This window comes from Paenibacillus xylanexedens (genome assembly GCF_017874615.1).
GTDB lineage: Bacteria > Bacillota > Bacilli > Paenibacillales > Paenibacillaceae > Paenibacillus > Paenibacillus xylanexedens.
On record NZ_JAGIKV010000006.1, the window covers coordinates 279,367 to 294,760 of the forward strand.

Genomic DNA, 15,394 nt, shown 5'->3' on the forward strand with positions numbered 1-15,394 from the left:
GAAAAAATTTTGTACGAGAAATATTTCTCTTCATCAAAATTTAACATTATTTTACAACAAAAAGCATGTACATTTGGACAATTATGGTATAAGTTATATATGAAATAAACATAAATTACATAATATAAAATTTATATCCAACTAGGAGGCGGACTTTTGAAAAGAATATTCGCTCTAAGCTGCGGTTTTTATCTGTTAATCGGCATAACCAGCGTTGTGCTCGGTGCACTTCTTCCTGTTTTATTGTCACATTATGAGCGCGGTTACAGTGATGGCGGATTTTTGTTATTTCTGCAGTTTCTTGGATTTCTTGTCGGTGTAATCGCAGCTCCTGCCCTGACAGCCCGTATCGGAAGAAAAGCGATGCTGACCCTTGCCCTGATCTGTATTATAACCGCCTATATATTACTCGGTTTTCTGCCATCCTGGTCTGTAGTTCTTCTTCTCACGATTATCGTAGGTTTCGGTTCAGGTATCATCGAACCCTCTGTAGGTGCATTCACGATCGAATTCACTGAGAATCAAAAGGCGGTCGCCATGTCCAAGCTGGATGTCTTCTTTGCTCTTGGAGCACTTCTCATCCCGGCTATCGCTGCTTTATTCATCTGGATGGATCTGTGGCATCTTACTTTTTATACGGTGGCCGTGTTGTCACTGATTCTCATGTTGCTGTGGATCACTATGCCGCGGCCAGCCGCACTGTATCTGGAACAGGCTGGCGAGAATACAGTGGCACATACAGCAGGTAAAGCCCAATATTCGAGAAAACATCTGGGTCTGCTGACGATCTTCGTCATCTTCTTTTTCATCTACATGGGATTGGAATTGGGATTGATGAACTTCCTGCCTTCCATTCTCGTAGAACGACTGCACCTTCAGGAATCTGTCGCATCGCTGAGTGTCTCCATCCTGTGGATTGCGATGATCATCGGTCGTCTTTTCTCCGGGAAAATAGCGGAAGCCGTCAACTATATGCCTTTCCTGATCTGGAGTACGGTTGGCACGCTTTTGTTTACGGTCGCTATGGTATTTGTAACTGGACAGTGGACAACGTATGTACTCATTTTCGGAACCGGTCTGTTCATGTCGGGGCTGTTCTGTATCGCACTGGTCTACGCAAATGTTCTGATTCCCGGTATGACCGAGCGGACAACCAGTATCCTGATCGCATCGGGTGGTATTGGAGGTGCCATCTTGCAGTATGTGACTGGATGGAGTATGAGTACAGGGCCTGTTGTGAATACGATCTGGATTTTGGCCGGATTCTGTCTGATCCTGCTGCTCACATTGATGGTCTCTCATCTATGGACTGTAAAAAATAATGCAGTACGTACTGCTCTCGCACAACATAGCAAGGAAATGTAAACATCGTTTCTTAAGGGAGGTGATGCCCGCATCATCCGGGATTGTTGAGCTTCGTTCGAGCTAGTACACCATTATATTGGAGGAAATCGTATGCAAACTTTAACCAACAACCGCTTCATAGCCGGAAAAGGGATTAAGTTGATTGACGATTCAGGTGTTGAATACCTGGACGGCGTGTCGGGAACATTCAATCTGTCACTGGGCTATAATCACCCACATGTAGTCAGCAAAATTCAGGAACAAGTCGGCAATCTGACGCATATGTCTTCCTCCTTCACTGAACCGTACGTAAATGAAGTACTTGATCACTTAATCGAATATGCTCCAAACGACATTAATGCCGGATGGATGCGGGATATCACTGGTTCAACTGCCAACGAATGTGCAACCAAAATTGCACAGAAGTATACCGAATCGACAGACATCATCAGCCTGTATCTATCCCATCATGGGCAGACCCAATTTGCCACCGGGATTTCGGGGAATGCCTTCCGGCGGAAACGGTTCCCCAATTCGGCTGTGGCTAACGCTGTCCATGTACCTGCCCCATATTGTTATCGCTGCCCATTCAAATCCTCAAATGGAGACTGCGACTATCAATGTGTTGAAGCTATATCTGATGCGATAGAATATGCAAGTTCCGGCTCAGTCGCCTGCATGATCATCGAACCTATTCTCGGGAATGGCGGCAATATCATTCCTCCTGCCGGATATTTCAAACGACTGCGTAAACTGTGTGATGAATACAATATTATTCTTATTGCCGACGAAGTGCAGACAGGCATCGGTCGTACCGGAACCATGTTCGCCAGCGAACTGTTTGATATCCAGCCTGATATGATTACCCTTGCGAAAGGTCTTGGCGGAATCGGCGTACCTGTTGCTGCGGTATTAATGCAATCCCGGCTGAATGTGCTCGAAAAGCACGAACACTCCTTCACCTCAGGTAGTAATCTGATCTCCGTAACCGCTGCCAAATCCACCTTGGAAGTGGTATCCGAACCCGGGTTTCTGGATGCGGTGAAACGCAAAGGTGAAATTTTGGGTGAATTGCTGCATGAATTGGCTATGAAATACCCAAGTATCGGTGAAGCTCGTGGTGTCGGGTTAATGTGGGGGCTCGAGATTGTAGGTGACGGTAATGAACCGGATACGCTCAAAACCAATGCCATTGTTGACCGCGCTTTTACAGATGAACATCTGATCTTGAGAAGTTCAAGATATGGCTTCGGCAACGTTGTTAAGGTCCGGCCTTCCCTTACCACAACCGAAGACGAACTGGTTGAGATTGTAGAGCGGCTGGATTCGGTGCTTGCCAGCGTTCATTAGTGAGTAATTCATATTACACTCGAACACTACGCAAACAGAACAACCTTTCGATCGCTGTTATCCCCGGATTTTTTGATTCCCCTTTTCCCAAGGGAAAAATCCGTTGATAAAGGCGAACGCTCCGCTTCTACATGTTTGTTCTGTTCTCTTCGTTATCGTGTAATCTGAAATACAATTTTTATTACTATAAGGAGGTTATATCATGCTTGCATTGGTATATAAATCGGCTTGGGATGTGGCGCTTGAGGAAAGGCCTGTCCCGGAAATTACAAGAGATAATCAGGTGTTGGTTCGTATTCGGGCGACAGGTGTATGCGGTACCGATCTCGGTATTGTCAGCGGCAAATATCATGCGGTTCCTTCTGTCATTCTCGGTCATGAGTCTGCCGGGGAAGTCATTGATGTTGGCTCTGCGGTAACGACATTACAAGCGGGCGACCGTGTTGTGATCGACCCTACCTACTATTGCGGACAGTGTGACATGTGCAGAACAGGCAGACAAAATCATTGCACACATAAGTCTGTTACCGAGACAGGTGTGAGTGCTGACGGAACATTTACAGATTATTATGTGACCGAGGATCGTTTTTTGTACAAATTGAAGGACCATGTGAGCTATGAAGAAGCAACTTTGACGGAACCGCTCAGCTGTATGCTGACGGGGATTAATCAGATTCATCTACTTCCGAATTTCAGAACAATCATCCTCGGTGCAGGCCCAATCGGCATTCTGTACAGCTACGCGCTCGCTTCAAAAGGGGTTACCGGCTGTCTGGTTGACATCTCCGAAGAACGCTTAGCCATTGCCGGTTCCATTGCACCTGATCGTTGGGAAGTTCATTCATCCTTCGAAAATGCCATAGAATCACTGTCACCCGCAACCCATCAGGTCGATATGATTATTGATACAACAGGCGTTGTGGGCACACAAGTGCTTTCCCAGCTCGCTAGCGGAGGTTATCTGATGCTGGTTGGTCTGAGAGATGGAAACACATCCTTCAATCCCAAGGAAGTTGTGGACCGCAGTCTGAAAATTATTGGTTCCATCGATTCTCTGGGGACATTTGCTACCGCACATTATATGATTGAACAAGGGATTATTCCGGCAAAAAAAATCATCACCCACTCCTTCCCGTTGGAGGATTACGAAGAGGCTTTCCGCACACTTGGCTGCGATATTCAGGGACGCACACTTCAAGCCTCTTCACATGCCATTAAAGTTGTGCTGCAATCCAGCGGTTCCAGTTTCTAAAATGGAACGTTAACCATGAATGGACTACAGTAGAGATATATGTACACACAATCCTGGAGGAGGAATACAACATGGCTGCAAACAAAGAATCTAACGGACTGGGAGCGCCCAATGATGACATCATTCAAGCGGTCATTTTTGACATGGATGGTGTACTGATTGACAGCGAACCGATTTATTTCGAGATTGAGCGCAGCTCTTTTGCCCATTTTGGCGCTGTCATGACTGATGAAGAACATCATACCTATGTTGGAGTTACGCTGGAATCCATGTGGCAGCAAGTATTGGAAAAGCATCAACTGACAGCTACGCTGGAAGAAATATTTGCTTATCATCAGCATAATGTGATGCAAACGATGCTCGCCCATCCGAATCTGACGGCAATGCCTTCCGTGGAACGCTGGTTAAGTTGGCTGCATGAGCAGCACATACCCATAGCCGTTGCTTCTTCCTCTCCACGTGCACTGATTGATTTAATCATGGACAAAACCGGACTTGGACAATACTTTGAGATTCGAATGACAGGTGAGGAAGTTACGAACGGCAAGCCGGCACCAGATATTTTCCTGACCACAGCTGAGATGATTGGTGCATCTCCTTCGAATTGCCTGGTGATCGAGGACTCTCGCAATGGTGTCCAAGCCGCCAAAAGTGCAGGCATGCGCTGTATCGGATATCGTAATCCGGGATCAGGCAATCAGGACTTGTCCAAAGCCGATCTTCAGATTTCCAGTTACGATGAGTTATGGACATTGAAGGATACACTGCCCTTTGAAGGCAGATTGCCAAGTTTGTCAAAGTTTCGCTGAGAAGATCGTAATAAAAAGATCATAATTTCGGAATGTATTTAGAAAAAAAACAACCCAAACGGCTTCAATTCATTCGAATTGGAGCTGTTTGGGTTTTGCTTGCTGCAATGGGTGTTACATGAGGACACATGCTGTAATTTCAACTAAACCGAAAGATCGAGACTTCCACCCAGATTGGGATGAGGAGCAGGCACTGACTTCAACATTTCCGCCATCTGCTGGCCTTGCTGCTGTGCCATGTCTTTCGTAATCGACATTACTTGCAAGCTTGCCGACTGCACTACTGATGCTTGGCTCATCGCCATTGATAATGCTGCAATATCCATGTTCTGCACTCCTTTCACTTTCTGATTACATAGATGTACTTATTATATATCGGTCAGAAGGGAGGAATTGTTAAAAGGTCGATCAAAATGTTGATCCGACCACGTAAGAGGCTTTATTTCTCCATCTACAGTAATTTTCCAGCTATCATCATTAACAGAGCAATAAAAAGGGGCGTCCCATAAGTCATGAGCATGACTTAGGACACCCCTTATTAAAATTATTTTATTCTAATGAACCTGGCACACGCTATTCGCTTTGATTTGCACAGGTCTGTAGTGTAACGAATCACAGAGACGTTATTTCGTCGATTGGGTCTTTTTTTAGGTTCTGACACCCTGATATGATGAAATAACGTTACTGAGGTTCGTTAAAGTTTGCCGTTCACATCGAATCTACCTCTTAAGACGCGTCAGATTCGTTAGCGCTTTGAGTGAGGAGGAAACTCACTTTTGGAGCGACCCATTACTTGTCCATTAATAACTGTTCGACGTACTCAACGCAAGTTCGTTTATTTTAACTTCCGGGTTACTTACCACCTGTTGAATCATGGAAATAAAGTGTTTTTGAATCTGTTCAACGGTAGATGGGTCATACACATTGGCATTATACATCAATACGATCTTCATATTTTCATGGGGTTTGACAATCAAGGTAAAATCAAAACTATTATGTTCTGTACCCCCAACATTCATAATCTCAAGCGGTGTTTCACCTTTCTGACCCAGACTCTCCATGCGGTTCTCTACCGGGAAGTTCTGATATACAACAACATGGTTAATCAGAGATTGTTTTTGCTTGGTCAGATTTTGAATATCATATAACGAATACGTATCATATGCATGTGACTCCACAGCTTGAGCCTGATTCCTTTTCATTAGAGATATAAATGACTCATCGGCCTGAGCCTGGATACGAACAGGAATTGCATTAATAAATAACCCAATCATACTTTCGATCCCAGGAATGACAGGCGGTCTGCCCGATACAACACTTCCGAATACAACATCGTTACTTTCATTGTATTGCTGCAACAATACACCCCAGACCGTCTGCACTAACGTATGGAGAGTTACATGCTGCTGTTCTGCAATCTGTTTCATTTGCTCGATTAGTACATCATCCAAATAACAGTTTAGCGTTCTGGAATCCTGTCTTTCATGTTTCGGTTTGACTTTTTCTCCGGGCAGTTTCGTTTGCCCCTCATAACCCTTCAAGTAATGACTCCAATAGGTTATTGCACCTTGATGATTTTGCTGTTCCAACCATTCAATGAATTGACTATAAGGTGTTAATAGAGTCACTTGAGGCTTTCTATTCTCCCGAATCGCAAAGTAATTCTCAAATATTTCTTTGCTTACCAGAGACATACACCAGCCATCCATCAAAATATGGTGAAAACTCCATATGACGCGGTATTCCTCATGCTTTGTTCGTAAAACAGACATACGTATTAGCGAATCTCGTTGTAAGTCAAATCCTCTTGCCTTGTCTTGCTCGATATACTCGTCAACATACGTTTTACGTTGCAGCTCACTTGTGCCAGCTACATCTTCATAGTTAAATTCAAATTTCTTCTCTTGATACACGATTTGAAGAGGGATATCCACGAAATCACTGTAAAAATTAGTTCTTAATATCGCATGCCTTTGCATTAATTGATCCAAGCTTTGCGCAAAAGAGGTAACATCCAAATTTCCACGCATGTCAAACATGATTTGTACAAAGTAAGCGCCCGAAATTGGATTCCGTTCACTTTCGTACAACATTTCCTTCTGTAATGGTGTAAGTGGGTAGACATTTTCGATTCGACCGATGTGCCCAGTTTGTTCCACGATTTGATCCAATTGATCAATGGTTAATGACTTGCATGAAATATCACTTGGTGTAAGCTCGGTTTGTTCCTTCGTTACACAATGTTCAACGACTCTATTAAGACCTTCCTTATAGAGACAAACCAATTGCTCCATCGTTTCCCGGCGATATTGTTTTGAACTATAGTTAATAGACAGCGACAACCGCCCCTCTGTAACAATGCCATTAATATTAAGCACAAATGGTCTCTTGTTGTTTTCACTTACGGATGGCCCGCTGGAATAAGGCGAGAATTTAATGCCATCTTGGCTCGAATCCTGATTCACCTGTCCCATATAGTTGAAACTAATTTCGGGATTTTTCTCTAACTTGAATCCTTCATTTCCATGTGACAAATACCTCGAAATCCCGTAACCAATGCCCTTGGTTGGGATCTGGCGCAGTCCTTCCTTGACGGTCTTAATCTTCCTTGATAAGTCAGCCCCGGACTCCATCGTAATCATAACGGGGTACATACTCGTAAACCATCCCACTGTACGCGTAATGTCCAGCTCTGGCAGGATGTCTTCTCTACCATGCCCTTCCAGATTTACGAGGATTTCTCCCATGCCTGTCCAATCATGAACAGCCATTCCTAATGCGGTTAGCAATATATCATTAATTTCCGTATGGTACGCATGATGTGTTTGCTTTAATAATTGCTCGGTTTCCGCTGCTGTCCAATGAATAGTGATCGTTTCACTATCTTTGCCAATCGTCTCAACACAATCCATATCTTTAGGTAGCGGGCTTAGCTGGGCCTGCTCCACACGACTCCAGTATGGATTCTCTTGCTTCATCGCCGGGCTGTCTGCAAACGTAGACAATTGTTCTGCCCATTGTTTAAACGAGGTCGTTTTTTGAGGAAGCCGGATTTCTTCACCTCTTAAGAACTGGTCTTGCCCTGTCTGAATATCTTCATATAAAATACGCCATGAAACCCCGTCTACCAACAAGTGATGGATGGCAATAAGCAGGTGATCCCCTTCAGCACATTGGAACAACCCAAGTTTGATCAAAGGTCCGTAAGACAGATCCATACCACTCTGAATTTCTTTTGCTTTATTTTCAATGAACGATGCAGGATCTGCTTCTGTTTTGAGGTCAACGATTTCAAGGCTGTATAATGCTTCTTCGTCTGCCCCTCGATTCCACGCTTCATATCCGCCTTCAGGCGCTTGTCGATAAAGGATGCGGAGAGCATCATGCTGTTTCACGATCTTATCCATGATGCTGTGAATAAAGCGAACATCAAACCCTTTTTCACGAAAGAAGATCATTTCCTGATTGTAATGATGTGTGTCCACCATATTTTGATCAAAGAACCAGCGCTGAACAGGTGTCAGCATCACTTGCCCCGTAACTTCCCCTTGGTCAGAAATAGTGCTCACAGATGTAACGTGTTCACTCAACTCCGCTACTGTCGGATAGGTGAAGAAATGCTTCATTTCCACTTTATACCCTGCTTGAAGCAGTCGTGAGGAAACTTGAATACATTTAATCGAATCGCCCCCGAGTTCAAAGAAATGATCTGATGTGCTAACCTTTTGAACACCAAGCACAGCTTCCCAGGCAGCGACGATCGCTTGTTCTACAGCGTTCTGCGGTGCCATATACTCGGTCCCTTTTTGCATATGTTCTTGTGGAGATGGCAATGCCTTACGGTCAACCTTCCCATTGGAAGTTAACGGTATATGCTCTAATTGAACAAAATAAGACGGGATCATATAATCCGGAATTTCATGAGATAATGCCATTCTGATTTTCTTCGCTGTCAGTGAGCTGTCGCCTTTCCAATACGCACACAACTGCTTCGAACCATCCTTATGCTCACGGGCAATAACGACTGCTTCCTGAATGGAGTCTATTTGCAAAAGCGCAGTTTCCACTTCGCCAAGCTCAATTCGGTAACCGCGAATTTTCACTTGATGATCGATTCGTCCCAGATATTCAATATTTCCATCCGGCAGCCATCTTGCGGCATCTCCTGTGCGATACATTTTCCCTTCTGTAATCCAGGGATGATCAACAAATTTCTCTGCGGTTAAATCAGGCCGGTTCAGATAACCTCTGGCAAGGCCCTCACCTGCTACAACTAATTCTCCCTGAACACCGATCGGTTGAATGCGTTGATGTTTATCCAAAATATAGGTCTGCAACGTTGGGATTGGTTTTCCAATATTGCTCTTTCCAGCATGTATTTCAATGTCGGTTATTTCCTTATACGTTACATGAACCGTTGTTTCGGTTATTCCATACATATTAATTAACTGGATAAATGGATATTTCAGCTTCCATTCCTTCAATAACACGGGATTGAGGGCTTCTCCTCCAAAAATCACTTTTCTTAATTTCAGATCTGCTGCATGACCCGCCAGTTCTTCCTGAAGAAGATGATAGAAATACGTTGGCGTTTGATTCAATATCGTCACTTGCTCGTTTTTTAACAATTGTAGAAATTGTTCCGGACTTTTTGCCGTCATTTGAGGTACGATAACCAGTTTTCCGCCATAGAGCAATGCTCCGTACATTTCCCATACCGAAAAATCAAAACAAAAGGAATGGAATAATGTCCATGTATCAGATGCATTAAAATCAAACAAATTTTTACTATTGAACAACAATCGCACCACATTTTTATGTTCAATACATGTCCCTTTTGGTTTACCTGTCGTTCCTGAGGTATAAATTACATATGCCAGGCCTGTTGGTGCAGCAGTCATTCCCAAATTGGAATGATCTTCATGATAGGACCCAGGTAGATCCAGGCAAACGACCTCTCCTGCAAAAGAGATGCGTTCTTGCAAATGACTTTGCATTAATAATACATGTACACCTGAATCCTCAAGCATGTAGTTTATACGATCCTCCGGATATTCAGGATCAATCGGCACGTATGCGCCACCCGCTTTCAAAATCGCAAGGATTCCTACAACCATGTCTAGCGAACGATGAGCGATGATCCCGATTAACTGATCATTTTGAATGCCTTTAGCCTTCAACGTTCTTGCCAATTGGTTGGCTTTCTCGTTCAGCCCTTGATAGGTCAAATGTTGATCATCATATACAACCGCAACGTGTTCAGGAGTTCTTGCCACTTGTTCCTCAAACAGTCCATGAATCGTCTTGTCCTTTGGATAATCAGCCATGGAATCATTAAACTGTTCCAAAATTTGTGTTTTCTCCTGTGTTGTCGTCAAGTCAATGTCATGGATCGGAATATTCGGATTGTTGACCACTTGCTCCAACATCTGAATCAAGTGACCTTGAATGCGTTCTACGCTTGCCCGATCATAGACGTTAGCATTGTAATAGAACATACATTTCATCGATTGGCCTGGTTTAATAATCAGGTTAAAGTCATAGTTCGTTTGTTCATCTGCTTCTACATTCGTAATCCGAAGAGCTGTCTCCTCCTGATCCCCAAACTGTTCCATAATGCCCTGTACAGGATAATTCTCGAATATCAGGATATGATCAATCAAATGTTGCTTTTGCGATGTTTCTGCTTGAATCTCGTATAACGGATACGTGTCATGTGGATGCGAAGCGACAGCATGTTCCTGATTCCGCTTCATAATCGCTGCAAATGTCTCGTTACCTTGAGTCTGAATACGTACAGGAATGGTATTGATGAATAAACCAATGATTCGCTCAACTCCAACAATCGCCGCAGGTCTGCCCGACACCACGCTTCCGAATACAACATCCTCACTGCCGTTATATATCTGTAGCAACATTCCCCAGGCTGTCTGCATGAACGTGTTCAGCGTCACCTGATTCTGACTGGCCACTTGTGCGAGCTGTCCGGTTAATTCCTGACTAAGTGTACAAATCATATGCTCTGAATGATATTCATCACTCTTCGTAATTGAATGTTCTTTTGGCAAAGTGGTCTGCTCATCATAACCTTGCAAATAGTCACGCCAGTATTTCAGGGATTCTTCATGATCTTGGTTGTCCAGCCATTCAATATAGTGTTTGTATGGAATCGTACTCTTTGCCTCCAGTTTTCGTTGTTCCTGAATAGCAAAGTATCCATCAAACAACTCCTGGATTACAAGAGACAGGCACCAGCCATCCATTAAAATATGATGATAATTCCAAATGAAACGATAGGTTTGGTCATCCGTTTGCAAGATCGAGATACGCATTAACACATCCTGAGACAGGTCGAAACCTTTTATTTTATCTGCTCTTGTATATTCTGCCACGTATGCTTCACGATCTTTTTCATTCATCTCACGCAAATCTTCGTATATTAGCCCATTCCGTTTATGACGGTATACCACTTGCAGGGGTCCATTCTTCCATTTGCTATGAAAATTTGTTCTGAGAATCGAATTACGCTGCATCAACTGATCCAGACTCTCCGTAAAAGCTTTTACGTCTAACGGACCATGAAGATCCAGCGTGGTTTGAAGGAAATACGCTTCAGACTTTGAATGAAGCAAATGATGAAAGAACATCCCATTTTGCATCGGTGACAAAGCATATATATCTTCGATTTCACCAATGTGTTCCGATTCTTGAACAAATCCTTCTAATTCTTCAATCGTAATTCCTTTTAATGTTAGATCACTTGGTGTACATTCCGGCTTCTCTTTTGTCACACAATGCATCACGATTTCTTGCAGATGATCTCTAAAATATGTTACCACTCGCTCCATCGTTTCTTTTTGATATTGGGTGCGACTATACCGAAGGGACAACGTCAATTTGCCTTCCACAATTAAGGCATTCATATCGATAAGAACATTTCTTCTGTGATTGTCGCTTGCTGTTGCTCCGCCTGGATAGGGAGAGATCTGCATCCCGCTATTCTGAAGATCCTGATCAAATTGACCCAAATAGTTAAAGCTAATTTCAGGATTCAAGGTAAAGGGCGTTTCTTGCTGATGTGCACTTAAATATCGTAAAATACCATAACCAATCCCTTTTTTAGGGATTTGACGAATCATTTCTTTGTTTGTTTTGATGAAAAGAGACATATTTGAACTTGCTTCCATATCAAGTACAACCGGATACTGGCTCGTAAACCATCCGATCGTTCGTGTAATATCGAGATCCGGTAAAATTTGTTCTCTTCCATGTCCCTCCAGATTGACCAGCACTTTATCCATACCCGTCCATTGGTGAATAGACATGCCTAGTGCATTGAGCAGCAAATCGTTAATTTCCGTTTTATAAGCACGATTCGCTTGTTTTAATAATTGTTCCGTTTCTGCCACTGACCATTCCATGGTGATCTCTTCACTGTCTTTTTCCAGTGCATGATCCGCTTCGAAATCTGTAGGTAACGGCTTATAGGTTGCTTGTTCAATTTCATTCCAATATGCAATTTCTTTCGTTATCGCATCACTGTTCGCATACAACTGAAGCTGTTCTGCCCATAATTGGAAGGAGGCCGTTTTTTGCGGTAGTTGAATCGATTCTCCATCACTTAATTGTTCATATCCCCTTGATAGTTCTTCAATCAAAATTCGCCATGAAACCCCGTCGATGACGAGGTGATGAATAACGATTAATAGATGATCTCCATCTGCACATTGAAATACGCCCAGCTTCATCAAGGGTCCACGTTCCAACGTAAACTTGCTTTGCATTTCATTTGCCTTCTTCTCGATTTCTTGAGACGGATCTGCTAATGACTTGAAGTCCATCACTTCAAGTGTATATAAGGATTCCCTTGCCAACCCTTCATTCCACGCTTCATAACCCTGTTCTGTAAGACGATATACTGTACGAAGTGCATCATGATGCTCACTCAATTTATCGAATACACGGCGAAGTGTGACTTCATGAAAACCTTCTTTCCGATACAACATCACGGACTGATTATAATGATGGGCATCTACCTTGTATTGCTCAAAAAACCAATGCTGGATTGGAGTCAGCATCACTTTTCCAGTGATGATTCCCTGTTCTGACAGGGTACTTATGGGTTGAACATAGGGAATCAAGCTTGCTATGGTTGGATTTTTAAACAGATGATCCATCTGCACCTGGTAACCTGCTTGATATAATCTTGAAGAGACTTGAATGGATTTAATCGAATCTCCTCCAAGCTCGAAGAAATTATCCAAAATCCCAATGTTCTCTACCCCAAGTACCTCTTCCCAGATCGATACTAGTTGTTGTTCCACCATCGTTCGGGGTGCTTCGTACTCCATGCCCTTCAACATATGTTCTTGGGGAGCAGGCAGCACTTTGCGATCGACTTTCCCGTTAGACGTGAGCGGCATCTGATCCAGCTGTACAAAATAGGACGGAATCATGTAGTTTGGCACTTGCTGGGACAGCGCCTCCCGCAGTTCCCCGATGGTGATTACGTCCTCCCCTACCAGGTAAGCACATAATTGTTTGGTTCCTGTTTCATCTTCTCTGGCTATGACGATGGCCTCTTTTATCTGGGTACTATTTAGAAGAGCCGTCTCCACTTCACCAAGTTCAATCCGGTGTCCACGAATTTTCTCTTGATGATCTACCCTTCCTATATACTCTATGTTCCCATCGGGCAGCCATCTTGCGAAGTCACCTGTCTTGTACATTTTTGCTCCCGAAACAAATGGATCATCCACGAATTTCTCCGCCGTCAGATCTGGACGGTTCAAGTAACCTCTGGATAGCCCTGCTCCGGCTACACATAATTCTCCCTGAACTCCAATAGGCTGCAATTCATTCCGTTCTCCTAAAATGTAGACTCTATTGTTCGCAATAGGCTTCCCGATTGAGATATTTTGACCTGCCGATTTGATCGACAGAACTGTGGATACAACACTATTTTCGGTTGGTCCGTATTCATTACACACTTCGATGCGTGGATTGATGCGCTGCAATTTGTGTATTAAGGCAGGAACAATCTTCTCTCCCGCAGCCACCACATTTTTCATGGATGCCCAATCTTCCGCGCTTACTTGTTCCAATAGGGTCATCAAGAAACTGGGTGGACTTTGGATGTGCGTAATTTGCTGTTTTTTGACCATCGTATTGATGGCCACAGCATCTTTACACTGTTGCTGGTTTAACAAATACACTGTCGAGCCAGATATCATCGGACCAAAGAAATGAGTAATAAATGAATCAAAAACGAAAGGATTCAGCATTAATACCCGATCATCTCCGGTAAAATGATAAAAATCCGATTTCCATTGCAGGGAATTCACAATGCTGGCATGTTCAATCATTACGCCTTTGGGATGACCTGTTGTTCCAGACGTGTAGATCATATATGCCAAATCACTGGAGATCGCTCCATCGTCCAAATTTAAATGATCATCATAGTGATTTATTTCAGAATCCAGAATGACACATGTCCCCGCATAATGTTCAGGTTCCTGTATATGACTTTGATGCAGCAACCAAGCCACTTTTGAATCCTCAAGGATATAGTGAATACGATCTGCCGGATATTCCGGATCGATTGGGACATATGCCCCGCCAGCTTTTAGAATACCGAATAAACCTATGATCATCTCAAGTGAGCGCTCTGCCATAATGCCAACGAACTGACCCGCCTGCACCCCCTTAGCTTGAAGTAATCGGGCCAATTGGTTGGATTTTTGATTTAACTCTCTGTACGTTAACTGTCTATTCTCAAATACGACTGCCGGATGGTCCGGTGTTCGTTCCACCTGTTCTTCAAATAATTGATGCATCGTTTTGTTCTGTGGATACTCAACCCTTGTATCGTTAAAGTCATATAACAGCTTGTTTCGATGAAACTCTGATAACATATCAACTTGACTTAACTCCAGATCAGGTTGGTTTAGAACTACGGAAAACAATTGGTCAAGATGCTCTACAATTTGTACCATATAATCGCGATCATAACGATCATCATCATAAACTAATCTTAACTGAATGAAGTCGTTCTCGAGATCAAAGTGGAACATCGTCGCCGCTTTTACGTTATTTTCATCAAGGGCAGGATGAATTTCATTCAACGAAACCAAGGTATGAATTAGAGGTACATGGTTCGAATCATATTGAACATTTAGATGTTCAACCATTTTTCTGAAAGGGATTCGTTGATGCTGAATGGCTTCAGTTAAACTGGTCTTCACTTGATTAAATAAGGACTTGAATGACATCGCATGATTGATATTATTTTTTAAGACAAGAACCTTATTCGAGAGCGAGAGATCAGTGTTCTTTTCTTCCATCGTTGGTATACCAATAATCATCTTGGTTTCATTCGTGTATTTATATAACAGACACTGAACTCCCGTTAATAAGATCGTATATATCGCCATAGGAGCATTTCGCGACATGGACTTGATTTTATGTGAAACATCGGCTGACATAGACTTATATATATCATTCTGGTGCTGCGTATCGTCTGGGTGTTTGGAGGTTGTCTTGCAATAAGGCAAATGAACAAGATGATCATCATCTTCAAATCGGCTTGCCCAATACGATTCCTGTTTCTTAAAAATAGACATACGGCACCCCGATCACT

The 15,394-nt window shown here is 43.1% G+C and carries 6 protein-coding genes; 4 read left to right on the plus strand and 2 right to left on the minus strand.

Translation table 11 applies throughout. The features are described 5' to 3' along the window. Positions 1-156: 156 nt before the first annotated feature. The 4 genes from J2Z28_RS10600 (at position 157) to J2Z28_RS10615 (ending at position 4,755) form a co-directional block, all read left to right on the plus strand. Positions 157-1,365, plus strand: a complete 1,209-nt coding sequence (locus tag J2Z28_RS10600) for an MFS transporter (protein ID WP_211082449.1) — start codon at positions 157-159, stop codon at positions 1,363-1,365. A gap of 90 nt (positions 1,366-1,455) precedes the next feature. After that, on the plus strand, positions 1,456-2,694 hold the full coding sequence (locus tag J2Z28_RS10605; protein WP_211082450.1) for an aspartate aminotransferase family protein: 1,239 nt from the start codon (positions 1,456-1,458) through the stop codon (positions 2,692-2,694). Positions 2,695-2,896: 202 nt separating this feature from the next. After that, complete coding sequence (locus tag J2Z28_RS10610; RefSeq protein ID WP_211082451.1) at positions 2,897-3,946, plus strand: zinc-dependent alcohol dehydrogenase; 1,050 nt, start codon at positions 2,897-2,899, stop codon at positions 3,944-3,946. A 71-nt stretch (positions 3,947-4,017) separates the two neighbouring features. After that, positions 4,018-4,755 carry an HAD family hydrolase gene (locus J2Z28_RS10615; protein WP_211082452.1) on the plus strand — a complete coding sequence of 246 codons (738 nt, stop codon included), beginning with the start codon at positions 4,018-4,020 and terminating at the stop codon, positions 4,753-4,755. A 143-nt stretch (positions 4,756-4,898) separates the two neighbouring features. On the opposite strand, the gene J2Z28_RS10620 is transcribed toward J2Z28_RS10615, so the two are convergent. Both J2Z28_RS10620 and J2Z28_RS10625 read right to left on the minus strand, forming a co-directional pair. Continuing rightward, positions 4,899-5,081, minus strand: a complete 183-nt coding sequence (locus J2Z28_RS10620; RefSeq protein WP_017687882.1) for a YjfB family protein — start codon at positions 5,079-5,081, stop codon at positions 4,899-4,901. Positions 5,082-5,555: 474 nt separating this feature from the next. Next, positions 5,556-15,377 (minus strand): non-ribosomal peptide synthetase, encoded by a 9,822-nt coding sequence (locus J2Z28_RS10625; protein WP_211082453.1) that lies wholly within the window; start codon positions 15,375-15,377, stop codon positions 5,556-5,558. Positions 15,378-15,394: the final 17 nt, after the last annotated feature.